Raw genomic sequence first — 22,963 nt, 5'->3', positions numbered from 1 at the left:
GAGCGCGTGTGCGGGGAGGGCGGCGTCGTCAGCACCGCCCTCCCGCTTCCCCTTCCCTCTTCCCCTGAGGCCCCCCTCGGGCCGGTCAGCCGCGGGCGCGGCTTCGCGCCATCATGAGGGCGCCGCCACCGACGCCGAGCAGGAGGGCGGCGCCTCCCGCGAGGTACGGGGTCGTCGAGCTGCCGCCGGTCTCGGCGAGGTTCTGGTCGGTCGGGTTCGAGCCGCCGTTCTGGGTCTCGACTCCGCCGCCGTCCGTGGGCCGGGTGGAGGGCTCCTTCGAGGGCTGGTCGGTCGGTCGGTCCGTGGGCTCGTCGGTGGGCTTCTGCGTGGGCCGGGTGCCCTTCGGAGTCTCGCAGGTCGCCTCGGCGAGGGTCACCACGCCGGTCACCTTCGCCACGTTCAGGTCGAGCGGGTTGACGGCGATCTTCAGTTCGAGGGCGGTGGCCGCCGCGGTGCGCGAGGTCGTGGCGGTCCGCGACAGGTCCAGGGTGACCTCGCCGACGCCGGGTGCGGTGACCTTGGTCCGCCCACCGGAGGAGAGCGTGGTCTTCTTGCCGAGGACCGTCACATGGCCGAGCACGTTGGACTCGGCGACGGGTCGCTCGCCTGCCTCGCAGACCGCCTTGGACGTGACCTTCTGCACCTCGATCAGCGGGAGCGCCGGAAGTCCGGGGACGTGGACCCGCGCCTTGGCGAGGTGGGTGTGGCCCTCGGCCCTGTTCCGGTCCACGGTCGCGCGGGCGGTCGCCACGTCGGCGCGCAGGACGTTGACCGGCCTGCCCTGCTCCACGCCGTCCAGCGTTACGGTGAGCGCCGTCTTGTCCGCGTCGGCCGGTGCCTCGACCTCGTTGAGGGAGGCCCTCAGGGGCACGTGCACGGCGTTGAGCAGGGAGACGTCGAGGCCGGTCCGCAGGACGGCGGCGGTGGCGCGTCCTTCGCCGCCCGTGGCGTGCGCCGCGGGAGCCGCGAGGACCACGGGTCCGACGGCCAGCGCGACGACGGTCGCGGCGGCGGCGGTACGGCGTACGGGCATGCGGAAGGTGTTGCTGTTCAAGGTGGTGGAACCCCCACGAGAGACATGGCGTCGCCGTCCGCTCACCACGGGGACATGTGGCCGGTGCGGAGTCGACGACTCGAGACACCGGAATCTTTACGCACGGAGAGTGAACTGGCGGATACCCGAGGTGAGTTCACTCGAAAGGAGGGTTTCCGCGTGCGCATTCGATTTTTTCGACACAAGCGTTCCCGTGAGCCTCGCGTGTTGCGCCCCATACGGGCGGGCGCGGCGCGCACGGGAAGTAGATCAACGAGGCGCGGCGATGCGAGGTAACGGACCGTCAACCCGGCGCCCCGGCGGGGTGGGCCGGGTGGCGCGCCGGTACCCCAGGGAGCGGCAGCGCCCCTTGGGTGGCGCGAGCGCGTTGCGCGCGCGCCCCCACCGCGGTCCCGTCCACCGAGGTCCTGTAGTAATTTAGGCCAGCCTAACCTAAGAAATAGTGGATGAGATCGGGGTCGGAGTGAGCATCGAGGTCTTTCGGGACAAGTGGGGCGTCCCGCATCTGCGCGCCGCCGACCCGAGCGAACTCTCCCACGCGCAGGGGCGGGTGACCGCGCGGGACCGGGCCTGGCAGCTGGAGGTCGAGCGGCACCGGGCGCAGGGGACCACGGCGGCGTTCCTCGGGGCGGCCGAGGTGGGCTGGGACACCTTCGCCCGCCAGGCACGGCTGGCCGACACCGCGCGCCGCTGCTTCGACCGGCTCGACCGCGAGGACGAGGCGACGGCGCGGTGGGTACGGGCGTACGTGGACGGGGTCAACGAGGGCCTGGCGGAAGGGGCCCGGCGGGCGCCCGAGTTCGCGGCGACGGGGCTCGTTCCGGGCCGCTGGGAGCCGTGGACGCCGCTGGCCGTCTGGCTGTCCACGCACATCCTGTTCGCGGGCTTCCCGACGAAGCTGTGGCGCGAGGAGGTCGCGCGGCGGCTCGGTGAGGAGTGGACGGAGCTGTTCGCCACGGACGGGCCCGGAACGGCGGGCTCCAACGGCTGGGTGGTCTCCGGAGACCGCACCGCGAGCGGGTCCCCCATCGTGGCGGGTGACCCGCACCGCTTCATCGAGGCGCCCGGGGTCTATCAGCAGATCCGGCTCGCGTGCCCGGAGTACGACGTGGTCGGCCTCGCCGTCCCGGGCGTGCCCGGCCTCGCCCACTTCGGCCACACGGGCGGGGTGGCGTGGGCGATCACCAACGCGATGGCGGACTACCAGGACCTCTACCGTGAACGCCTGCGCCGGACCGCCGACGGCGGCGTGGAGGCCCTCGGCCCGGACGGCTGGCACCCGGCGTCGGTCCACACCGAGACGGTGGAGGTGGCGGACGCCGAGCCGGTCGAGATCGAGGTCATCGAGACGGCCCGGGGGCCGGTGATCATCACGGACGTGACCGGGGGGTTCGGCGGGCTGGGCTCGCGCGGGGACGCGGCCGCGGATGCGGATGCGGATGCGGATGCGGATGCGGATGCTTCGGGAGGGTCCGAGGGGCCGGGAGCACCCGGGAACACGGACGCCGCTTCCGGGGAGCCGGGAGCACCCGGGAACACGGACGCCGCTTCCGGAGGGCCGGGAGCACCCGGGAACACGGACGCCGCGTCCGGGGAGCCGGGAGCACCCGGGAACACGGACGCCGCTTCCGGAGGGCCGGGAGCACCCGGGAACACGGACGCCGCGTCCGGGGAGCCGGGGTCACCCGGGGCGCCCGGCACCGGACCGGGTCCGGCGGGCGACGGGCATGCCGGTGCGGGCGGGGACGCGGACGCCGTCACGGCCGGGCACGGCCTCGCCGCGGAGGGCGGGGCAAGCGCAGGCACAGGCACAGGCACAGGCACAGGCACAGGCGAGGGTGCCGTCACCGCCGGTCACCCCATCGCCGCGCAGCCAGGCACAGGCGCGGACCTGGGTGCCGACCCGGGCGCCGGCCCTGGCGCCGGCCCTGGGGCCGGTTCCGGGGCCGGGCGCTCCTGGGAGGGGATCAGTCTGCGGTATCCGCCTCGGGTGACCGGTGAGCTCGGCTTCCGGGTGCTGCCCGAGCTGCTCGCCTCGCGGACCGTCGCGGACGTGGACCGCGCCGTCGACGGATGGGTCGAGCCCGTCAACGTCGTTCAGGCCGCCGACACCACCGGTGGGCTTCTGCACCGGGTCGCGGGGCATGTGCCCGTCCGCGACCGCGCCAACTCCCTGCGGGTGGTGCCCGCCTGGGAAGCCGGCCACGCGTGGCGCGACCGATCCGCCCCGATGCCGCGGGCCGACGTCGACGGCCACGCCGTCATGGCCAACGCCCGTGGCCTGGCGGCCCCGCTCGGCGTGGAGTTCGCGCCGCCGCACCGGGCGGCCCGGATCGACGCGCTGCTCGCGGAGTCCACGAACTGGACCCCCGAGGCGATGGTCTCGGTCCACACCGACACCGACAACCCCTCGGCGGCACGCCTGCTCGCGGCGATCCGCGCCACCGCCGCGACCGACGATGAGCCGGGTACGGCGCCCGGCGTCGCCACGAGGACCGGCATCCCCGTGGCGCCGCAGGAGGCCGAGCCGGTGGCACCGGCACGCTCCGGCGCCGAGTCCGAGGCTCCGGGGCGGGTCGGTCCGGCCGATCCCGGCACCGCGTCCGAGGCCCCAGCAGGGGCCGGCCCGGCCGATCCCGGCACAGCGACGGCGGCAACCGGCTCGGCCGCCCCCGGCACCGCGGAGGCCGCCGGCCCCCTCGCGGGGCGCCACACGCGGGCGCTGTCCCCCGAGGCGTCCCACGTGCGGGCCCGTCTGCTCGCGTGGGATCGGCGGATGGAGAGCGGCAGCCGCGACGCCGGGCTGTACGCCGCCGTGCGCGGGGCCGTCGTGCGGCGGATCGCCGCGCACCCCTCCTTCGAGGCCCTGCGCGAGCCGGCACCGTACCCCGCCCTGTTCCAGCCGTGGCTCGCGCTCGGCCCCCGGGTGGCGTTCGCACTGGAGACGCTGCTCGTCTCCGGACCCGTACCGGCCGGGGACGTCGCGGAGATCGTCCGGGAAGCGCTCGAAGAGGTCGCCGCCGGGGAGGAGCCCGCGGCCTGGGGCGTGACGCACCGCCTCGCTCCCTGGCAGGCGCTGCCCGACCCGGACGACGCCCAGTGGCCCGGCCTCGGCGGGGACCACGACTGCGTGCTGTCCACGTCCAGCGTGCCCGGGTTCACCGACCGCAGCGCCCGTGCCTCGGCCGCCCGCTACGTCTGGGACCTCGCCGACCGCGACAACAGCCTCTGGGTCGTGCCGTTCGGCGCCTCCGGCGTCGACGGCGACGCCCACCACCGTGACCAACTCCCGCTGTGGCTGCGGGGCGAACTCGCCCCCGTCACCACCGACTGGCACCACCTCACCAAGGAGCTCCCCCATGACGACCACTGAGCCCGTCCACATCCAGACCGTCGAGGGCTTCGGCACCGTCACGATCGACCGCATCGACCCCGACCGCGACGCCGCCCTCCTCCACGGCTGGGTCAACGAGGACCGGGCCCGGTTCTGGGGCATGGGCGGGACGACCGTCGAGCAGGTGCGGGACGTGTACGCGCACCTGGACTCCCTCACCACGCACCACGGCTTCCTCGCCCGGCGGGCCGGCGAGCCGGTCGCCCTCTTCCAGACGTACGACCCGGAGGCCGACCGGGTCGGCGAGTGCTACGACGTGCTGCCCGGCGACATCGGCGTCCATCTGCTGGTCGCGCCGGCCGCCGCGCCCGAGCGGGGCTTCTCCGCCGGGCTGCTCACCGCGCTGCTCGACTTCGCCCTGACCGGCCACACCCGTGTGGTCGCCGAGCCCGACGCCGCCAACGAGAAGGCGATCGCCCGGCTGGCGCGGGCCGGGTTCGAACTCGGCCCGGAGGTGGTGCTGCCGGAGGTGGACCTTCCCGAGGTCTTCATCCCGGAGAAGAAGGCCCGGCTGGCGTTCCTCTCCCGCTGACGCCGACCGCCGGAGGCCTCCGCCGAACACCCGGCGGACGGCCGGCCCAGCCGAACAGGTCGGCGGGCGGTCGGTGGCCGCCGGGCGATCGGACGACGCCCACCCGGCGGGCAGCCCGCCCCACCCGATACCCGCCCGCCGGCCCCCGCGACCGCCCGCGAGCCGCCCGTCTCAGCCGATCACCCGCCCGTTGACGATCACCCGCCGCGGCGCCGCCAGGACGCGGACGTCCGCGCGGGGGTCGTCGTCGTAGACGACCAGGTCCGCCGGGGCGCCCTCCTCCAGTGAGGGGCGGCCCAGCCAGGACCGCGCTCCCCAGGCGGTCGCCGACAGGGCCTCGATCGGCGGGATGCCGGCCTTGACCAGTTCCTCGACCTCCGCCGCGACCAGGCCGTGGGCCAGGGAGCCGCCCGCGTCCGTGCCGACGAAGACCGGGACGCCCGCGTCGTACGCAGAGCGGACGGTGTCGTACCGGCGCTCGTACAGCCGTCGCATATGCGCCGACCAGCGCGGGAACTTCTCCTCGCCACCGTCCGCGAGCCGCGGGAACGTCGCGATGTTGACGAGCGTCGGGACGATCGCGACGCCCCGCTCCGCGAAGAGCGGGATCGTCTCCTCGGTCAGGCCGGTGGCGTGCTCGATGCAGTCGATGCCCGCCTCCACCAGGTCCCGCAGCGAGTCCTCGGCGAAGCAGTGCGCCGTGACCCGCGCCCCCAGGCGGTGCGCCTCCGCGATCGCCGCCTCGACCTCGGCGCGCGGCCAGCACGCGGTGAGGTCGCCTTCCTCGCGGTCGATCCAGTCGCCGACGAGCTTGACCCAGCCGTCACCGCGCCGGGCCTCCCGGCCGACGTACGCCACCAGGTCGGACGGCTCGATCTCATGGGCGTAGTTGCGGATGTAGCGGCGGGTGCGGGCGATGTGGCGGCCCGCGCGAATGATCTTCGGAAGGTCCTCGCGTGCGTCGATCCAGCGCGTGTCGGAGGGCGAACCGGCATCGCGGATCAGGAGCGTGCCCGCGTCGCGATCCGTCAGCGCCTGCTTCTCGCTCGTGGCGTCGTCGACGGGGCCGTGCTGGTCCAGCCCGACGTGGCAGTGCGCGTCGACGAGGCCGGGCAGGGCCCAGCCGGTCACGGTCAGCACGTCGTCCGGTCGCGCCGGCGGACGCTCGAAGGTGATCCGGCCGTCGACGGCCCACAGTTCGTCCCGTACGTCCTCCGGGCCGACGAGCACCCGCCCCTTCACATGCAGCACCACGTGATCGCTCATGCCTGCACTGTACGAGGGGCCGGCGAGCCGCCGGGAGTCGCGCCCGTCACTCGTCGACGGCGGCTCCGTACCGGGGATCCAGGGGCCGTGCCACCGAGCGTCGGGGCCCCTCTCGGTACCCTGGGCCGAAGCCGCTCGGCGGCTTCACCGTGAGCGCCGGCGACAGCTCCACCTGCCAGGCCGCACCCGCTCCACCTGCACCGAACCGAGTCGAAGAAGGCACCGCCGTGACCGTGACACACCCGCTTCTGGACCTGGCCCCGCTGACCGCCGCGCACTTCGCGTCCATCGAGCGGCGGGTCGCCGCGCTGCTCTCCACCGAGCAGGACGTGGTGATCACCCAGGGCGAGGCGCTGCTGCCCCTGGAGGGCTGCATCCGCAGCGGGGCGCGGCCGGGTTCGACCGCGCTGAACATCGTCACCGGCCCGTACGGGCAGACCTTCGGCGACTGGCTGCGCGACTGCGGGGCGACCGTCGTGGACCTGACGGTCCCCTTCCACACGGCCGTGACGGCCGCGCAGGTGGAGCGGGCGCTCGCCGAGCACCCCGAGATCGATTTCGTGTCGCTGGTGCACGCCGAGGCGGCGACCGGCAACACCAACCCGGTCGCGGAGATCGGCGAGGTCGTGCGGGCGCACGGCGCGCTGTTCTACCTCGACGCGGTGGCATCGATCGGCGCCGAGCCGGTGCTGCCCGACGCCTGGGGCGTCGACATGTGCATCATCGGCGCGCAGAAGGCGATGGGCGGCCCGGCCGGTGTCTCGGCGGTCTCGGTCAGCGAGCGCGCCTGGGAGCGGTTCGCCGCGAACCCTCGGGCGCCGCGCCGCTCGTACCTCTCCCTCCTGGACTGGAAGGAGCGGTGGATCGACGGCGGCCGCAAGGCGCTGCTGCACGCTCCGGCGCAGCTGGAGATGCTGTCCCTGGAGGCGTGCCTGGAGCGGATCGAGGCCGAGGGCCTGGACGTGCTGATGGCCCGGCACGCCGCGGCGGCGGCCGCGACCCGCGCGGGCGCGCTGGCCCTGGGCGGCGGGCTCGAGCCGTACGTGTACGAGGCGAGGGACGCGGCCCCGGTCGCGACGACACTGCGTTCCCCGGCGGGTGTGGACGCCTCCGAGCTGGTGGCGAAGGCGCTGGCCGCGGACCCGTCGCTGCCGCTGATCGCGGGCGGCGGGGCGCTGTCGAAGGAGATGATCCGGGTCAACCACTACGGCGCGGACGCGACTCCGGACGCGGTGCGGTCCTCCCTCGCGGCCCTGGGCACGGCGCTCGCCGAGACGGGCCGGCCGGTCGACGTGGAGGGCGCGCGTCGCGCGGTCACGGAGATGCTGGGGTAGCCCCCGCCAAACCCCGCCGGGCACCGCCACGGCACGCCACGCCCCTTCGGGACAGTCCACGAAATGCCGCGACCGCAGCACCGGTCGCGGCATTTCACATTTCCGGTATCGAAATAAGAAAGACATTCTCCGAGCAAATTCCCTTGTCTTCTCCTGGCCTCTTCTGCCCCGTTTCCCAGATCGCAAACACCAAGGTTTCGTCAGCGTTTCACCGCGCTCTCGACCTTGTGACCGACTCCACATCGCGTCCGATTTGCCTGGGTATTTACGGGCAAAACCACCGCGCTTCGCGCTCGCGCGAATAACATGTACCGACGCGCCTGCACACCCCTCAGGCACATGCAATTCAGAATTTCGCTCGGTAAATTCCCTCCCCATGACCGCCGCACAAGCAGCCATGACCGTAGAAAGCCCACGAGTGGAGGACGGAGCCGCGATCTGGCGTATCGCCCGCGATTCCGAGGTACTGGACCTGAACTCCTCGTACAGCTATCTGCTGTGGTGTCGCGACTTCGCCGCCACGTCACTGGTCGCACGCGACGCCGACGGGGAGCCGATCGCCTTCGTCACCGGATATCTGCGGCCCGACCGCCCCGGCACCCTCGTCGTCTGGCAGATCGCCGTCGACGACGCGCACCAGGGGCGGGGCCTGGCCGGGGTGCTCCTGGACGCGCTGACCGTGCGGACGACCCCGGACGCCGTCGAGACGACCGTCACGCCGGACAACACGGCCTCGGACCGGCTGTTCACCGCCTACGCCCGGCGCCACGGGCTCCACCTGGAGCGCGAGGTCCTCTTCGACGGGAACCTGTTCCCCGACGGCGCCGGCCACCAGCCCGAAGTCCTGTACCGCATCGGACCCTTCCAGCCCACAGGAGAATCGCTGTGACCATCGCCCCGCCCGCCCTGAGCGTCTTCGAGACCCTGGAGTCGGAGGTGCGCAGCTACTGCCGCGGCTGGCCCACCGTCTTCGACCGCGCCCAGGGCGCCCGCCTCGTCGACGAGAACGGCCGCGACTACCTCGACTTCTTCGCCGGCGCCGGTTCACTCAATTACGGCCACAACAATCCCGTACTGAAACGCGCCCTGATCGACTATCTGGAACGCGACGGCATCACCCACGGTCTCGACATGGCGACCACCGCCAAGCGCAGCTTCCTGGAGACCTTCCAGGAAGTCGTCCTCGAGCCGCGCTCGCTGCCGTACAAGGTGATGTTCCCGGGGCCGACCGGCACCAACGCGGTGGAGGCCGCGCTGAAACTGGCCCGGAAGGTGAAGGGCCGCGAATCCGTGGTCTCCTTCACCAACGCCTTCCACGGAATGTCGCTCGGTTCGCTCGCCGTCACCGGCAACGCCTTCAAGCGGGCCGGCGCCGGCATCCCGCTGGTGCACGGCACTCCGATGCCGTTCGACCAGTACCTCGACGGGCAGCTCCCGGACTTCCTGTGGTTCGAGCGGCTGCTCGACGACCAGGGCTCGGGGCTCAACAAGCCCGCCGCCGTGATCGTGGAGACGGTCCAGGGCGAGGGCGGCATCAACGTCGCCAGGAACGAGTGGCTGCGGGCGCTCGCCGACCTGTGCAAGCGCCAGGACATGCTGCTGATCGTCGACGACATCCAGATGGGCTGCGGGCGTACCGGCGCGTTCTTCTCCTTCGAGGAGGCCGGCATCACCCCCGACATCGTCACGCTGTCGAAGTCGATCAGCGGATACGGCCTGCCCATGTCGCTCTGCCTGTTCCGGCCGGAGCTGGACGTGTGGGAGCCCGGCGAGCACAACGGCACGTTCCGCGGCAACAACCCGGCCTTCGTCACCGCCACCGCCGCGCTCGACGCCTACTGGGCCGACGGCCAGATGGAGAAGCAGACGCTGGCGCGCGGCGAGCAGGTCGAGCAGGCGCTCCTCGCCCTCTGCGAGGAGAACTCCGCCGACGGCGCCCACTACCGGGGCCGCGGCCTGGTCTGGGGCCTGGAGTTCGCGGACCGGACCCGGGCGGCGAAGGTCTGCGCCCGCGCCTTCGAGCTGGGTCTCCTTCTGGAGACGTCGGGCCCGGAGAGCCAGGTCGTGAAGATGCTGCCGCCGCTCACCGTCACGCCCGACGAGCTGGACGAGGGGCTGCGCACGCTGTCCCGCGCGGTCCACGAGACCGCCTGAACCACCCGTACACCCAAGGGAGTTGCACCACCGTGATCGTCCGATCGTTCAAGGACATCGAGAACACCGACCGCCATGTCAGGGCCAAGTCCGGCACCTGGGAGAGCAAGCGGATCGTCCTCGCCAAGGAGAAGGTCGGCTTCTCCCTCCACGAGACCGTGCTGTACGCGGGCACGGAGACGTCCATGTGGTACGCCAACCACATCGAGGCCGTCCTCTGTGTGGAGGGCGAGGCCGAGCTGACGAACGACGAGACCGGCGAGACGCACTGGATCGAGCCCGGCACGATGTACCTGCTCGACGGCCATGAGCGGCACACGATGCGCCCGAAGACCGACTTCCGGTGCGTCTGCGTCTTCAACCCGCCCGTCACCGGACGGGAGGACCACGACGAGAACGGGGTGTACCCCCTGCTCACGGAGGAGGCCTGAGCATGACCGACGTACTCACGAACAGCACGGACCTGACCGACCTCTACCCGACGCGTGGCACCTCCGAGGTGCTCACGCCCCGCCGGGACCCGGTGGTCTGGGGACCGGTCGGCCCGGACCTCGAGCCGTACGAACGGGACGGCTTCCTCGCCGAGCCGGACCTGCTCACCGACGCCGAAGTGGCCGTCTACAAGCAGGAGCTCGACCGGCTGATCGCCGATCCCGCCGTACGGGGCGACGAGCGCGCGATCATCGAACCGAAGTCCGGCTCCGTCCGCTCGGTCTTCGAGGTGCACCGGATCAGCGAGGTCTTCGCCCGCCTCGTACGGGACGAGCGAGTGGTGGGCCGGGCCCGCGAGATCCTCGGCTCGGACGTGTACGTCCACCAGTCGCGGATCAACGTGAAGCCGGGATTCGGCGCCTCCGGGTTCTACTGGCACTCGGACTTCGAGACCTGGCACGCCGAGGACGGGCTGCCGAGGATGCGGACCGTGTCCGTGTCGATCGCGCTGACCGAGAACCACGACACCAACGGCGGCCTGATGATCATGCCGGGATCGCACCGGACGTTCCTCGGCTGCGCGGGCGCCACCCCGAAGGACAACTACAAGCGCTCGCTCCAGATGCAGGACGCGGGCACCCCGTCCGACGAGGCGCTGACGAGCCTCGCGGACGCGCACGGCATCCGGCTGTTCACCGGCCGGGCGGGGTCGGCGACCTGGTTCGACTGCAACGCCATGCACGGCTCGGGCGACAACATCACGCCGTATCCGCGCAGCAACGTCTTCATCGTCTTCAACAGCGTGGAGAACGCGGCGGTGGAGCCGTTCGCCGCACCGGTGCGGCGGCCGGAGTTCATCGGGGCGAGGGACTTCACGCCGGTACGGTGACGGGCGCGGGCCCCTGACCGGCCCGCCCCGTCCCGGACACGCACCGGACACGCCCCCGAACATCAGGCCACGGCCTGGCGTCCGGGGGCGTCCGCGTGCCTTCCCCCGGCCGGCGTCAGCCGCCCAGGACCTCCAGGGCACGGTCCACGTCCGCCGTGCCGTTGTACAGGTGGAAGGAGGCGCGCAGGTTCCCCGCGCGGGCGGACATCAGGATGCCGGCCTCCCGGAGGGCGTCCTGGCGTTCGCCGAGGCCGGGGACCGCGACCACCGCGGAGACGTCCGCGACGGGCGCGTGCCCCAGGGCCGTGAGCCCGTCCCGGAAGCGGGCCGCGAGCGCCTTGTTGTGGCCCTGGATCCGCTCGATGCCGATCTCTTCGAGCAGTGCCAGCGAACGCGCGGCGCCGTGGTACGAGAGGAAGGCCGCCGGTTCGTCGAACCGCCGTGCGGAGCGGGCCAGTTCGCGGACCGGGCCGTAGCTGTTGACCCACATCTCCTCGCCCGTGACCCAGCCCGCGTGGATCGGCAGCAGGGAGTCCTGCGCCTCCTCCGTGACCGTGAGGAAGGACGCCCCGCGCGGGCAGAGCAGGAACTTGTAGCCGCCGGCCACGGTGTAGTCCCACTCCCCCGCCCGCAGCGGCAGCCACCCCGCCGACTGGGTGGCGTCGAGCAGCGTACGGGCCCCGTGCGCGGCCGCCGCCGCCCGTATCGCCGCCAGATCGGCCGTCCGGCCGTCCGCCGACTGCACACAGGAGAAGGCGACGAGCGCGGTCTCCGGCCGGACGGACTCCGCGAGCCGCTCCAGCGGCACGAAACGCGTCTTGAGGTCGCCGCGCACGGTGAAGGGGTTGATGACGGAGCTGAAGTCGCCCTCGGGGAAGAGGATCTCGGCCCCGGCCGGCATCGACTGGGCGATCATCCCGACATGGACCGAGACCGAGCTGCCGACGGCGACCCGGTCGGGGCGGACGCCGGCGAGCCGGGCGAAGCGGGCGCGGGCCTCGTCGACGATGTCGAAGCTCCCCGCGCCGTCGGGGCGGCCGGCCGCGGTCTCCTCGGCGAGGAGGGTGATCGCCTCGATGGTCCTGCGCGGCAGCAGCCCGCAGGCGGAGGTGTTCAGATAGGTCTGCTTCGGCGCGAACTCGGCGGTACCGAGGGGGTCCAAGGAATCCATGGCCCCAGCCTCGGTTCCCCTCGACCTCACGTCAACGACGCATGATCGAGGGGAGCCCCCGAACACCGCTCACACGTCGCAGGTGCCGTCGGCGTCACAGGCGGCGCCCGCGGCGGCGGCCCCGCCGACCGGCTGGAGGGCCCGGCCCTGCCACGCCTGCTCCAGGGCCTGGGTGAAGACCTCGGCGGGCTGGCCGCCGGAGATGCCGTAGCGGCGGTCGAGGACGAAGAACGGCACGCCGTTCGCGCCCAGCTCGGCCGCCTCGCGCTCGTCCGCCCGTACCTCGTCGGCGTACGCGCTGTCGTCGGCGAGCACCGAGCGGACCTCGGCCTCGTCCAGTCCGGCCTCGACGGCGAGGCCGACCAGCGTCTCGTTGTCGAAGACGGACCGCTCCTCGGCGAAGTTGGCGCGGTAGGCGAGGTCGAGCAGCTCGTTCTGCCGGCCGCGCGCCTTCGCCAGGTGCAGCAGCCGGTGGATGTCGAAGGTGTTGCCGTGGTCGCGGCCCTCGGTGCGGTACCCGAGCCCCTCGGAGTGCGCGTTGGAGGCGACGTGGGCCTCCATGGCACGGGCCTCGTCCAGGGTGCGGCCGTACTTGCGTGCGAGCATGTCGATCACCGGCGCCGTGTCGCCCTTGGGCCGGTTCGGGTCGAGCTCGAAGGAGCGGTGCACCACCTCGATCTCGTCGCGGTGGGCGAAGGCCGCGAGGCCCTTCTCGAAGCGGGCCTTGCCGATGTAGCACCACGGGCAGGCGATGTCGCTCCATATCTCGACGCGCATGTACGTACTTCTCTCCGGGGTCGGGGGGTGTTCCGCTGCGGAAACGTCGCGGCCCGCCGATTCATTCCGCCACGGGCGGCAGCGTGAGGCGGACCACGACGTGGGGTACCGGCGCGCCGGTCAGCGGGACGGTGCTTCGGGGGACGACCGGCGGCGGTACTGCCCCGGTGCCACGCCGTACTCACGCTTGAACGCCTTGGCGAAGGCGAACTCCGAGGAGTATCCCGCCCGTCCGGCCACCGTCCGCAACGGGGTGTCGTCCGTGCGCAGCAGCCGGCCCGCCGTCGTCATGCGCCACCAGGTCAGGTACGCGAGGGGCGGCCGGCCGACCAGGGTGGTGAACCGGCGGGCGAAGGCCGCGCGGGAGAGGCCCGCCCGGGTGCCGAGTTCCTCCACCGTCCACGGCCGGGCCGGGTCGGCGTGGATGGCCTGGAGCGCGGCGGCGACCGCCGGGTCGCTCAGGGCGGCCGACCAGCCGGTCGTACGGTCCGCGCGTTCCGTCAGCCACCAGGTGCGGATCAGGTGCACCAGCAGGACGTCGAGCAGCGAGGGCACGATCGCGTCCGAACCGGGCCTCGGATCGGCGAGTTCGGCGCCGAGCAGTTCGACGGCGGCACGCACCTCGGCGTGGCCGCCGCCGCGGCCGGTCCGGACGAGGAGGAACGGCGGCAGCTCGGCGAAGAGCGGATGGGCCCGGGCCCGGTTCACCTGGTAGGCGCCGCACAGCAGCAGGGTGTCCGCGGGGCCCGCGGGGCCGCGATGCGGCTCGGTCGGCCAGGAGCCGTCCGGGAGGGTGGCCGCCTCGACGAGAGGGGTGGCGGGGTCGTCCGCGAGGCCGTGCCGGGAGCCGTGCGCGAGCAGGACGACGTCGCCGGGTTCCAGCCGGACGGGCGGGGTGGCGTCGGGGTGCAGCAGCCAGGCCGAACCCTGGGTCAGCACATGGAATCCGGCGCCCTTGCTCGCCGGGAAGCGCCACCCCCAGGGGCCGGTCCGTACGGTGCGGGAGGAGTGCGGCCGCCCGGTGCGCATGGCCGCGACGGCATCGCTCAGTACGTCCATCCCCGCACCGTACCCGCGAGACGCCCGGACATGGAGGGGAGCCCATGGGACATGGTTCGTCTCTCCGCGGCTGCCTACGGTCGGTTCCATGACAACCGACATGACGACGAAGGCAGTGGTGTTCCACGAGCTCGGCGGCCCGGAGGTGCTCCGGGTCAAGAAGGTGGCGCTGCCCTCGCCCGGCCCGGGCGAGGTGCTGGTGCGGGTCGAGGCGATCGGTCTCAACCGCGCCGAGGCGCTCTTCCGCTCCGGCGCCTACTACTACCCGGCCACGCTCCCCGGCTCCCGGCTCGGCTACGAGGCGGCCGGCGTGGTCGAGCGCGTCGGCGAGGGCGTCACGGCGTACGCCCCCGGCGACCCGGTGACGGCCGCCGCCAACTTCGACTTCGGGGTGCACGGGGTCCACGCCGAGCGGGTCGTGCTGCCCGAGGAGTACCTGGTGGCCAGGCCGGAGGGGGTGGACGCCGTGACGGCGGCGGCGACCTGGCTGGCGTACACGACGGCGTACGGCGGCATGGTGGAGGCGGGCGGGCTGCGCCCCGGGGACCACGTGGTGATCACGGGCGCGTCCAGCGGGGTGGGGACGGCCGCGATCCGGACGGCGCTGCGCGTCGGGGCGGTCCCGATCGCCACGACCCGGGGCGAGACCAAACGGCGGCGGCTGCTCGACCTGGGCGCGGCGCGGGTGATCGCCACCGACGGCGAGGACCTGGTGGAGGAGGTAAGGCGGTTCACCGGCGGCCGGGGCGCGCGGGTGGTCTTCGACGCCGTCGGCGGGCCGGGCTTCGCCAAACTGGGCGGCGCCCTGGAGCCCGGCGGCACGGCGGTGCTGTACGGCTGGCTGGATCCGCGGCCGGCCGCCGTCCCCATGAACTGGCCTTTGACCGTGCGGGGTTACGCCAACGGCGCGGTGGTGCGCACGGCGGAGGGACGTCGGCGCATGGCCGGGTTCCTGGGGTCCGGGCTGCGCGACGGCTCGCTGACGCCGGTGATCGCGGAGACCTTCGAGGGCCTGGAGTCGATCACCGACGCCCATCGGCTGATGGAGTCCAACACCCACACCGGGAAGATCGTGGTGCGGGTGTGATCCTCCACCGTGCGGTCAGCGGCGCGGAATACCGAGCGGGTTGTCGTCCCGCAGCTCCGGCGGGAGCAGGTGCTGCGGAGTCGACTGGTACGTGACCGGGCGCAGCCAGCGCTCGATCGCGGTCGCGCCGACCGAGGTGGAGGTGGAGGTGGTGGCGGGGTACGGCCCGCCGTGGTGCTGGGCGCCCGCGACCGCCACACCGGTCGGCCAGCCGTTGACCAGGACGCGTCCGGCCAGCGGGGTGAGTTCGGCGAGGAGGCCGGAGGCGTCCGGGTCGTCGTCGGCCGCGATCTGCAGGGTGGCCGTGAGGTTGCCGGGCAGCAGGGAGAGGACCTCGCTGATCTCCTCCCGGGAGGCGTAGCGGGCGACCACGGTCACCGGGCCGAAGCACTCCTCGAGGAGCAGCTCGTGCCCGCCCTTGAGCAGGGTCTCCGCGTCGACGGTCAGGACGCCCGCGCTGACCGTGTGCTCCCCGCCGGCGCCCGGGGTGACCGGCGCGGCCACGCCCGGGAGTCCGGCCCGCTCCCGGACGCCGGTGACGAAGGCGTCGCGCATCCGGTGGTCGAGCATGACGCCCGGCTCCGTCTCGCTGACGGCCGCCGTCAGCGACTCCACGACGCCGTCGCCCGCTTCGCCTCGCGGTGCGAGGACGAAGCCGGGCTTGGTGCAGAACTGGCCCTCGCCCAGGGTCATTGAGCCCGCGAGTCCGGCCCCGATCACCTCGGCCCGCTCGCGTGCTGCCGCGTCGGTGATCACGACGGGGTTGAGCGAGCCGAGTTCGCCGTGGAAGGGGATGGGGACGGGCCGGGCGGCCGCCGCGTCGAAGAGCGCGCGCCCGCCGCGTACCGAACCGGTGAAGCCGGCCGCCGCGACCAGCGGGTGGCGGACGAGCTCCACGCCCGCGTCGAAGCCGTGGACGAGGACGACGACGTCCTCGGGGAGCCCGGTCCTGGCCGCGGCCCGGCGCAGCAGGGAGGCGCAGAGCTCGGAGGTGGCCGGATGGTCGGGGTGGGACTTGATCACGACGGGGCAGCCGGCCGCCAGCGCGCTCGCCGTGTCGCCGCCGGGGACGGAGAAGGCGAGCGGGAAGTTGCTGGCCGCGTAGACGGCGACGACGCCGAGCGGGATCTTCCAGCGGCGCAGGTCGGGGGTGGGCGGCGTCGTGGTCGGGTCGGGCAGGTCGATGCGCACGTCGAGGAAGGAGCCCTCGTCGACGACATCCGCGAAGGAGCGCAACTGCGCGGTGGTACGGGCGAGTTCGCCCGTCAGCCGGACCGGTCCGAGGGCCGTCTCGGCGTCGGCCGCCTCGATGACGTGCGCGGCCGCCTCGTCGAGGAGGTCGGCGGCGGTACGGAGCAGGGCGGCCCGCGCCGTACGGTCGGCGAGCGCGTCCCGGGCGGCGTGCGCGGCCCGTACGGCCTGGTCGACCTCGTTCGCTGTGGCTTCCACCGCAACCTGTTCGCGCGGCTTCCCCGTCCGGGGGTCCACACTCCACACTGATTCAGCCGCCACCGACACGCCCCTCTTCACGACCTGTTCGCTATTCTGAACACAGTTCCTGTAGGTGAATGGGACTCTATTGACGGGCGGGCCGTCTCCACAAGGGGCGGCGACGAGAGGGGCGAGGGTGATGTCGACGGCCGACACGGGTGGGTCACAGGTCAAGTCCGCTGTACGGACGGTGGAACTGCTCGAGTACTTCGCCGGGCGGCCCGGAATGCACTCGCTCGCCGCCGTCCAGGAGGCGGTCGGCTACCCCAAGTCCAGTCTCTACATGCTGCTGCGCACCCTGGTCGAGCTGGGCTGGGTGGAGACCGACGCGACCGGCACGCGGTACGGCATCGGGGTGCGGGCCCTGCTGGTCGGTACCTCGTACATCGACGGCGACGAGGTGGTGGCCGCCGCCCGGCCCACCCTGGACCGGCTCTCCGACGACACCACCGAGACCATCCACCTGGCGCGGCTCGACGGCACCAACGTGGTCTATCTGGCGACCCGTCAGTCCCAGCACTACCTGCGGCCGTTCACCCGGGTCGGCCGCAGGCTGCCCGCCCACTCGACCTCGCTGGGCAAGGCGCTGCTCGCCACCCACAGCGACGAGCAGGTGCGGAAGATGCTCCCGGAGACGCTGCCGGCGCTGACCGAGCACACCCTCACCGACCGCGAGAAGCTCATCGAGGAGCTGCACCTCATCCGCGAGCAGGGCTATGCGGTGGACCGCGAGGAGAACACCCTCGGGCTGCGCTGCTTCGGCATCGCGATCCCGTACCGGACACCGGCGCGGGACGCGATCAGCTGCTCGGTGCCGGTGGCCCGGCTCACCCCCGGACACGAGCAGATGATCAAGGACGCACTGTTCGACGCCCGCGACCGGCTGACGCTGGCGACCCGCCGGCTCTGACCGGGCCGGGGCCTCGCGGCTGCCGGCTCCGACCGGGCCGGCCTCGAACCGCCGGTCACGGCCGGGCAGGGCTCGAACCGCCGGTCATGGCCGGGCCCGTCCCCGCGAGCACCGACTCCGACCGGGTTCCGGCCTCGCGACCGCCGGACCTGGTCGGGCCCGTCGGCGCGGGTCACCGCTCGGCCAGGGCCCGCTGCCACACCGGGCTGTCGACGTAGTGGTTGTCGAAGCGCTCGGAGGACTCCTTGATCTCCTCGAAACTCGCCTCGCCGCGCATCACCCTGCCGAGCAGCCGCAGGTAGTCGAAGCGGGCCATGCCCGGCGTGAACACGAACAGCACGTCGGCCTCGGCTCCCGGCGCGGCCGCGAAGGCGTGCGGCGTGTGCGGCGGCACCAGCAGGAAGTCGCCCCGCTCCAGGACGGTCAGCTCCTCGCCGACCAGGACCTGCAGCGAGCCGCCGAGCACGAAGAACATCTCCGACGCCTTGGTGTGGAAGTGCGCCGGGGCACCGATCGCGCCCTTCGCGAAGGACGAGCGGTAGCTGGTGAGCAGACCGCCGGTGGTGTCGGAGTCGGCGAGGAGGGTCATCACGCTGCTGGGGTCGGCGGTGGTCTCGGCGTCGGCGGCACGGGTGAGGAGCGGGGTGAATGCCTTCGTTGTGTTCATGAAGATCACCCTAGGCATCCGGGTGACCTGGGACAGGGTGCATTTCCCGCCCGGAATCATGGGTCAATCCTCCTGGGTGGAGGCGCTTCTCCGCCGTGCGGTGGAGGCGGTTCATCGCCCGGCAGGAGGTGGGAGGGGCGGGCCGCGCGACAGCGTGGAGCCATGACACAGACCGCTCACCTCCCCGCTCCGGCGCCCGCCGCCGCCCGGCCGAGCGCCGCCCGCCGGATCCTGCGCGTCCTCGCCTCAGTGACATGCCTGCCCTACATCACCCTCAAGATCGCCTGGGTGGCGGGCAGCGAGATCGGCATCCCGGCCGGCAGTGTGCTTCTCGATCACCGGGCGCTGCTGATCGTCGCCAACTCCGTCTCCGTGGTGGCGGACGCCCTGGTCGTGGTCCTCGCCCTGCTGCTCACCCAGCCCTGGGGTCTGCGGGTCAGGGCCTGGCTGCTGGCGGTCCCGATGTGGGCCGCGAGCGGGCTGCTCGCCCCGATCATGATCGGCTTCCCGGCTCAGTTGGCCACCTCCCTGTTCACCGGCCCGCAGAGGCATGCCGCCGGCGGCAGGCCGTTCCTCGACGAGTGGGTCTTCGGAGTCGTCTACGGCGGCTTCATCGTCCAGGGAATCGCGCTCGGCACGCTGTTCTTCCTCTACACCCGGGACCGCTGGGGCCATCTCTGGCGCGGCGCCCTCGGGGATCTGCCCGCCCGCTGCTCCGGCACCGGGGCGCGGATCACGGCCGTGGTCGCCGCCCTGCTCGCCGTCGTGACGGCCGTGCCGCACGCGATGTGGGCCCTCGGTTCGACGACCGGCCTCGCGGCGGCCCGCGTCGCCGAGCGCACGTCCGACTTCTACGTCGTGGAGTGGATGCGCCTCTTCTTCGCCGCCGTCGCCGTCGTCTCCGTCCTGCTGCTGGTGTTCCAGCGGCCCCGCTCGCTCTCGGTCCGTACGGCGCTGGCGGCCGGCTGGGTCGGCTCGGGCGGTCTGGGCTGCTGGGGTGCGTACATGACCCTGGTGTCGCTCCTGCCGGGGACCGATCCGGTCGAGGCGCACACAGACCTGATGCGGCTGACCTACGCTGGGGAAATGATCACCGGATTCCTGCTGGCGGGCTGTCTGGCCGTCTTCCTGCGCCGCCGGAGCGCGAGCGCGTGAGGCGACCGCTCACGCTCCTGACGGGGCAGCGGGCCAGGCTCCGATGGGTCCATCTGATCCTGGGCGGCGCGCTGTTCATGCCGTACTGGCTGGTCGGCACCCTGATCGTGGGGCCGCTCACCGGCTCGTCCATGTTCTCCGCGAGTGTGGCCCCGCAGTTCGGGGCGTACGCGATCGGTCTGCCGCTGGCGGCGCTCACCTCGCTCTTCCCACTGACCCGGCCGATGTCCGTGGCGGCGGCGCGGGCGCTGTGCGGGGTGGCGCCGGACGGGCTCGCGGACGGCCCCGCCAGGGGCCGGGACGCCAAGGCGCGGACGGCGGGCTGGTTCACGCTCCATCTGGGCATCGGCGCACTGGTCAGCGGGGCGACCCTGGCGCTGCCCCCGTTCGCGGTGACGCTGATGGTCCTGCCGTTCTCGGCCGGGCTGCGGGAGTCCGAACTGGCCTCGTTCTGGGGGGCCGACCGGTCGGGCCCGCTGTGGCTGTACGTCCCGGCGGGCCTGCTGATGCTGGTCGCCCTGGCCGCCGTCGCGGCGGGCGCGGGGGCGTTCCTCGCCCGGCAGGCGCCGCGGCTGCTCGGGCCGAGCCGGGCGGACCGGCTGGCGGCGGCCGAACGGCGCGCCGCCGAGCTGGCCGTCCGCAACCGCCTCGCCCGCGAACTGCACGACTCGGTCGGCCACGCGCTGAGCGCCGTCACACTCCAGGCGGGCGCCGCCCGCAAAGTCCTGGACTCCGACCCGGAGTTCGTACGGGAGGCACTGGCGGCGATCGAGGAGACCACCCGGCGCACGGTCGGCGAACTGGACGCGGTGCTCGGCCTGTTGCGCCAGGGCGACGACGGGGCCGGCGGTGAGCTGCCGGGCCCGGACCTGGCCTCGCTGGACGCGCTGCTCAAGGCCGTGGGGCGGCAGGCGGAGCTGACGGTGACCGGGGAGCTGGAGCGTGTACCGGACGCGGTGTCGCGGGAGGCGTACCGGATCGTCCAGGAGGGTCTGACGAACGCGGCCCGGTACGCGGGCGGTGAGCGCGTGACCGCGCGCATCGGCCTGCACGACGAGGAGCTGGAGATCACGATGGAGAATCCGCTGCCCGGCCGGGCGCCGGTGGTCCGCCCCGACGGAGGACGCGGCCTGCGCGGCGTCGCCGAACGGGCCCGCCTGCTCGGCGGCACGGCCGAGGCGGGCCCGGCGGACGGCGTCTGGCGGCTCGCGGTCCGCCTGCCCCTGGGCGGTCTGCCCCGGGGAGGCGGACGGTGATCAGGATCGTGCTCGCCGACGACGAGCGGATGGTGCGCACCGCCCTGCGGGTCATCCTGGACGCGGAACCGGACCTGACGGTCGTCGGCGAGGCGTCGACCGGCGCCGAGGCGGTGTCGGTGGTGCGCGAGCTGCGTCCGGACGTGGTGCTGATGGACGTACGGATGCCGGAGATCGACGGGATCCGGGCGACCGAGCAGATCCTCGCGGGGCTGCCGGAACCGCCGCGGATCGTGGTGGTGACGACCTTCGAGAACGACGCGTACGTGTACGACGCGCTGCGGGTGGGAGCGGCCGGGTTCCTGCTGAAACGGGCGGCGGCGGAGGAACTGGTGAGCGCGGTCCGACTGGTGGCGCGCAGCGACTCCCTGCTCTATCCGGCGGCGGTGCGCGGCCTGGCGGCCGAGCACGCCCGCCGCCGCCCGCCGGCGGCGCCGCCCTGGGTGGCCCGGCTCACCGAGCGCGAGGCGGAGGTGCTGCGGCTGATGGCGACGGGCCTGACGAACGCGGAGATCGCCGCCCGCATGGGCGTCGGCCCGGCGACGGTCAAGACCCATGTGGCGGCGGTCCTGGCGAAGACCGGCGCCCGTGACCGTACGCAGGCGGTGATCACGGCGTACGAGTCGGGGTTCATCACCCCGCGATGACCCGGGGACGCCGGCGCATGAACGTTTCCTGAGAAACGGGACACATCCGGAACGATCGCCGCCCCCTCGTTCGTCCCGCATATGGGATGAACAAGACGATCAAGCGCGCCTCGGTCTTCGCGCTGCTCCTGGTGCTCGCCCTGCTGGGCCGGGCGACCTGGGTGCAGGCGTACGAAGGCAAGGCCCTCGCGGACGACAAGAACAACCGGCGGAAGGTCATGGCGCGGTACGCGCAGCCGCTCGGGGACATCATCGTGGCCGGCTCGCCGGTCACCGGTTCGAAGAAGACGGAGGGGAGCGACCTCGCGTACAAGCGCCACTACACGGACGGTGAGCTCTACGCGGCCGTCACCGGCTACAGCTCGCAGGCGTACGGCGCCACCCAGCTGGAGGGCATCTACGCCGATGTCCTGGACGGCACCGACACCCGGCTGAAGAACCCGCTGGACGCCCTCACCGGCAAGCAGCAGGAGCCGGGCGACGTCCTGACCACGATCGACCCGGCGGTGCAGAAGGCGGCGTACGAGGCGCTCGGCGAGAAGAAGGGCGCGGCCGTCGCCCTCGACCCGAAGACCGGACGGATCCTGGGGCTGGTGTCCACCCCGTCGTACGACCCGTCGAGGATCGCCGGTCTCACGGACGGCTCCGACTGGCGGGAGCTGACCACCGACGAGGACAAGCCGCTGGTCAACCGGGCGCTGCGGCAGCCGCTCCCGCCCGGCTCGACGTTCAAGCTGGTGGTCGCGGCGGCGGCCCTGGAGGACGGGCTGTACGGCTCGGTGGACTCGGCGACCGCCAGCCCCGATCCGTACACGCTGCCGAACACCCGGACGGTGCTGAAGAACGAGAACACGTCCGCGCCCTGTGAGAACGCCACCATCCGCACGGCGCTGCGGTACTCCTGCAACAACGTCTTCGCCAAGATGGCCGTCGACCTCGGCCAGGACAAGGTGAAGGCGCTGGCGGAGAAATTCGGCTTCAACGATGACGAGCAGGACGTGCCCGTACGCGCCTACGCGAGCGTGTATCCGTCCGGCATGGACAAGGCGCAGACGGCGCTGACCGGTATCGGCCAGTTCGATGTGACCGCCACTCCGCTCCAGATGGCCATGGTGTCCGCGGCGATCGCCAACGACGGGCTCATGGCGTCCCCGCACATGGTCTCCCAGGTCGTCGACTCCGACGGCGACACCCTCGAGTCCTCGAAGGACGGGGACACGCGGCGCGTCGTCTCCTCCTCGACGGCGGAGCAGCTGCGCAGCGCGATGGTGACGGTGGTCGAGAAGGGCACGGGCACGAACGCGGCCGTGGACGGCGCCGAGGTGGGCGGCAAGACGGGCACCGCGCAGCACGGCGAGAACAACAGCAAGACGCCGTACGCCTGGTTCACGTCCTACGCCAAGGACGCGGACACCGGGAAGGAGGTCGCGGTCGCCGTGATGATCGAGGACTCGGGCGCGGCCCGCTCGGAGGTCAGCGGCAACGGACTGGCGGCCCCGGTGGCGCAGAAGATGATGAAGGCGGCGCTGAACTAGCCGGAAGGGACGGCGCGGTCGGGCGGATCGGGCGGGCGGGCGGATTGGTCGGCGGGACCCGCGACACGGTATGCAGGATCCTTCACGATCCGAGCGTTCCGAGCACGGATTCGACCTCGCGGAGGACCGCCGTGCGACTGCCCCGTTCCCCTT

20 protein-coding genes are annotated in these 22,963 nt (G+C 72.9%); 13 read left to right on the top strand and 7 right to left on the bottom strand.

Going from position 1 to position 22,963, the window contains the following annotated elements; translation table 11 throughout:
• Positions 1-85 precede the first annotated feature (85 nt).
• Complete coding sequence (locus ABZY12_RS14845) at positions 86-1,054, bottom strand: SCO1860 family LAETG-anchored protein (RefSeq protein WP_356890098.1); 969 nt, start codon at positions 1,052-1,054, stop codon at positions 86-88.
• A 463-nt stretch (positions 1,055-1,517) separates the two neighbouring features.
• On the opposite strand from ABZY12_RS14845, the gene ABZY12_RS14840 reads away from it, so the two are divergent.
• A complete protein-coding gene (locus ABZY12_RS14840; protein ID WP_356890221.1) occupies positions 1,518-4,427 on the top strand; it encodes a penicillin acylase family protein in 2,910 nt (969 codons plus the stop codon).
• The gene (locus ABZY12_RS14835; protein WP_356890096.1) at positions 4,414-4,980 is read left to right on the top strand and encodes a GNAT family N-acetyltransferase; all 567 of its coding nucleotides are present in this window, start codon (positions 4,414-4,416) and stop codon (positions 4,978-4,980) included. The genes ABZY12_RS14840 and ABZY12_RS14835 overlap by 14 nt, the downstream gene beginning before the upstream one ends.
• A gap of 171 nt (positions 4,981-5,151) precedes the next feature.
• Here the strand turns inward: ABZY12_RS14835 and ABZY12_RS14830 are convergent, their stop codons facing one another.
• Entirely contained in the window at positions 5,152-6,246 is a 1,095-nt protein-coding gene (locus ABZY12_RS14830) for an amidohydrolase family protein (RefSeq protein ID WP_356890094.1), read from the bottom strand.
• Positions 6,247-6,479: 233 nt separating this feature from the next.
• Here ABZY12_RS14830 and ABZY12_RS14825 point away from each other — a divergent pair, with 233 nt between their 5' ends.
• From ABZY12_RS14825 to thpD, 5 genes are all read left to right on the top strand, one after another.
• Positions 6,480-7,580 (top strand): aminotransferase class V-fold PLP-dependent enzyme, encoded by a 1,101-nt coding sequence (locus ABZY12_RS14825; protein WP_356890219.1) that lies wholly within the window; start codon positions 6,480-6,482, stop codon positions 7,578-7,580.
• Between the two features lie 376 nt (positions 7,581-7,956).
• Positions 7,957-8,469, top strand: coding sequence for a diaminobutyrate acetyltransferase (ectA, locus tag ABZY12_RS14820; protein ID WP_356890092.1), 513 nt, complete (start codon positions 7,957-7,959; stop codon positions 8,467-8,469).
• On the top strand, positions 8,466-9,734 hold the full coding sequence (gene ectB / locus ABZY12_RS14815) for a diaminobutyrate--2-oxoglutarate transaminase (protein ID WP_356890090.1): 1,269 nt from the start codon (positions 8,466-8,468) through the stop codon (positions 9,732-9,734). The genes ectA and ectB overlap by 4 nt, the downstream gene beginning before the upstream one ends.
• A gap of 32 nt (positions 9,735-9,766) precedes the next feature.
• Positions 9,767-10,165 carry an ectoine synthase gene (locus tag ABZY12_RS14810; protein ID WP_356890088.1) on the top strand — a complete coding sequence of 133 codons (399 nt, stop codon included), beginning with the start codon at positions 9,767-9,769 and terminating at the stop codon, positions 10,163-10,165.
• A 2-nt stretch (positions 10,166-10,167) separates the two neighbouring features.
• Entirely contained in the window at positions 10,168-11,055 is an 888-nt protein-coding gene (gene thpD / locus ABZY12_RS14805) for an ectoine hydroxylase (RefSeq protein ID WP_356890086.1), read from the top strand.
• 115 nt (positions 11,056-11,170) lie between these two features.
• Here thpD and ABZY12_RS14800 read toward each other — a convergent pair whose 3' ends face one another.
• The 3 genes from ABZY12_RS14800 to ABZY12_RS14790 form a co-directional block, all read right to left on the bottom strand.
• Positions 11,171-12,226 carry an aminotransferase class V-fold PLP-dependent enzyme gene (locus ABZY12_RS14800; RefSeq protein WP_356890084.1) on the bottom strand — a complete coding sequence of 352 codons (1,056 nt, stop codon included), beginning with the start codon at positions 12,224-12,226 and terminating at the stop codon, positions 11,171-11,173.
• A 69-nt stretch (positions 12,227-12,295) separates the two neighbouring features.
• Complete coding sequence (locus ABZY12_RS14795) at positions 12,296-13,003, bottom strand: DsbA family oxidoreductase (RefSeq protein WP_356890082.1); 708 nt, start codon at positions 13,001-13,003, stop codon at positions 12,296-12,298.
• A 120-nt stretch (positions 13,004-13,123) separates the two neighbouring features.
• Positions 13,124-14,062: an AraC family transcriptional regulator gene (locus tag ABZY12_RS14790; protein ID WP_356890080.1), complete on the bottom strand. Its 939-nt coding sequence runs from the start codon at positions 14,060-14,062 to the stop codon at positions 13,124-13,126.
• 88 nt (positions 14,063-14,150) lie between these two features.
• On the opposite strand from ABZY12_RS14790, the gene ABZY12_RS14785 reads away from it, so the two are divergent.
• A complete protein-coding gene (locus ABZY12_RS14785) occupies positions 14,151-15,149 on the top strand; it encodes a zinc-dependent alcohol dehydrogenase family protein (protein ID WP_356890078.1) in 999 nt (332 codons plus the stop codon).
• A gap of 15 nt (positions 15,150-15,164) precedes the next feature.
• On the opposite strand, the gene ABZY12_RS14780 is transcribed toward ABZY12_RS14785, so the two are convergent.
• Positions 15,165-16,661, bottom strand: a complete 1,497-nt coding sequence (locus ABZY12_RS14780) for an aldehyde dehydrogenase (NADP(+)) (RefSeq protein ID WP_356890076.1) — start codon at positions 16,659-16,661, stop codon at positions 15,165-15,167.
• 118 nt (positions 16,662-16,779) lie between these two features.
• Between ABZY12_RS14780 and ABZY12_RS14775 the strand changes: the two genes are divergently transcribed.
• On the top strand, positions 16,780-17,550 hold the full coding sequence (locus ABZY12_RS14775) for an IclR family transcriptional regulator (RefSeq protein ID WP_356890074.1): 771 nt from the start codon (positions 16,780-16,782) through the stop codon (positions 17,548-17,550).
• A 172-nt stretch (positions 17,551-17,722) separates the two neighbouring features.
• On the opposite strand, the gene ABZY12_RS14770 is transcribed toward ABZY12_RS14775, so the two are convergent.
• Positions 17,723-18,217: a cupin domain-containing protein gene (locus ABZY12_RS14770; RefSeq protein WP_356890072.1), complete on the bottom strand. Its 495-nt coding sequence runs from the start codon at positions 18,215-18,217 to the stop codon at positions 17,723-17,725.
• Between the two features lie 162 nt (positions 18,218-18,379).
• Here ABZY12_RS14770 and ABZY12_RS14765 point away from each other — a divergent pair, with 162 nt between their 5' ends.
• The 4 genes from ABZY12_RS14765 (at position 18,380) to ABZY12_RS14750 (ending at position 22,810) form a co-directional block, all read left to right on the top strand.
• Complete coding sequence (locus ABZY12_RS14765; RefSeq protein ID WP_356890070.1) at positions 18,380-19,372, top strand: hypothetical protein; 993 nt, start codon at positions 18,380-18,382, stop codon at positions 19,370-19,372.
• Positions 19,369-20,628, top strand: coding sequence for a histidine kinase (locus tag ABZY12_RS14760; RefSeq protein ID WP_356890068.1), 1,260 nt, complete (start codon positions 19,369-19,371; stop codon positions 20,626-20,628). The genes ABZY12_RS14765 and ABZY12_RS14760 overlap by 4 nt, the downstream gene beginning before the upstream one ends.
• Complete coding sequence (locus ABZY12_RS14755) at positions 20,628-21,275, top strand: response regulator transcription factor (protein WP_356890217.1); 648 nt, start codon at positions 20,628-20,630, stop codon at positions 21,273-21,275. The genes ABZY12_RS14760 and ABZY12_RS14755 overlap by 1 nt, the downstream gene beginning before the upstream one ends.
• A gap of 86 nt (positions 21,276-21,361) precedes the next feature.
• Entirely contained in the window at positions 21,362-22,810 is a 1,449-nt protein-coding gene (locus ABZY12_RS14750; RefSeq protein ID WP_356890066.1) for a penicillin-binding protein 2, read from the top strand.
• Positions 22,811-22,963: the final 153 nt, after the last annotated feature.

Origin of the sequence: Streptomyces sp. NPDC006551 (assembly GCF_040611675.1) — a bacterium.
Taxonomy (GTDB): Bacteria; Actinomycetota; Actinomycetes; order Streptomycetales; family Streptomycetaceae; genus Streptomyces.
Note: the sequence above shows the minus strand (reverse complement) of the source record. Positions and strands in the feature narration are given on the sequence as shown.

Coding starts and splice junctions, on each gene's coding strand:
- ABZY12_RS14835 (WP_356890096.1), top strand. CDS start 4,414: ATGACGACCACTGAGCCCGTCCACATCCAGACCGTCGAGGGCTTCGGC.
- ABZY12_RS14830 (WP_356890094.1), bottom strand. CDS start 6,246: ATGAGCGATCACGTGGTGCTGCATGTGAAGGGGCGGGTGCTCGTCGGC.
- ectA (WP_356890092.1), top strand. CDS start 7,957: ATGACCGCCGCACAAGCAGCCATGACCGTAGAAAGCCCACGAGTGGAG.
- thpD (WP_356890086.1), top strand. CDS start 10,168: ATGACCGACGTACTCACGAACAGCACGGACCTGACCGACCTCTACCCG.
- ABZY12_RS14800 (WP_356890084.1), bottom strand. CDS start 12,226: ATGGATTCCTTGGACCCCCTCGGTACCGCCGAGTTCGCGCCGAAGCAG.
- ABZY12_RS14795 (WP_356890082.1), bottom strand. CDS start 13,003: ATGCGCGTCGAGATATGGAGCGACATCGCCTGCCCGTGGTGCTACATC.
- ABZY12_RS14790 (WP_356890080.1), bottom strand. CDS start 14,062: ATGGACGTACTGAGCGATGCCGTCGCGGCCATGCGCACCGGGCGGCCG.
- ABZY12_RS14785 (WP_356890078.1), top strand. CDS start 14,151: ATGACAACCGACATGACGACGAAGGCAGTGGTGTTCCACGAGCTCGGC.
- ABZY12_RS14775 (WP_356890074.1), top strand. CDS start 16,780: ATGTCGACGGCCGACACGGGTGGGTCACAGGTCAAGTCCGCTGTACGG.
- ABZY12_RS14770 (WP_356890072.1), bottom strand. CDS start 18,217: ATGAACACAACGAAGGCATTCACCCCGCTCCTCACCCGTGCCGCCGAC.
- ABZY12_RS14765 (WP_356890070.1), top strand. CDS start 18,380: ATGACACAGACCGCTCACCTCCCCGCTCCGGCGCCCGCCGCCGCCCGG.
- ABZY12_RS14750 (WP_356890066.1), top strand. CDS start 21,362: ATGAACAAGACGATCAAGCGCGCCTCGGTCTTCGCGCTGCTCCTGGTG.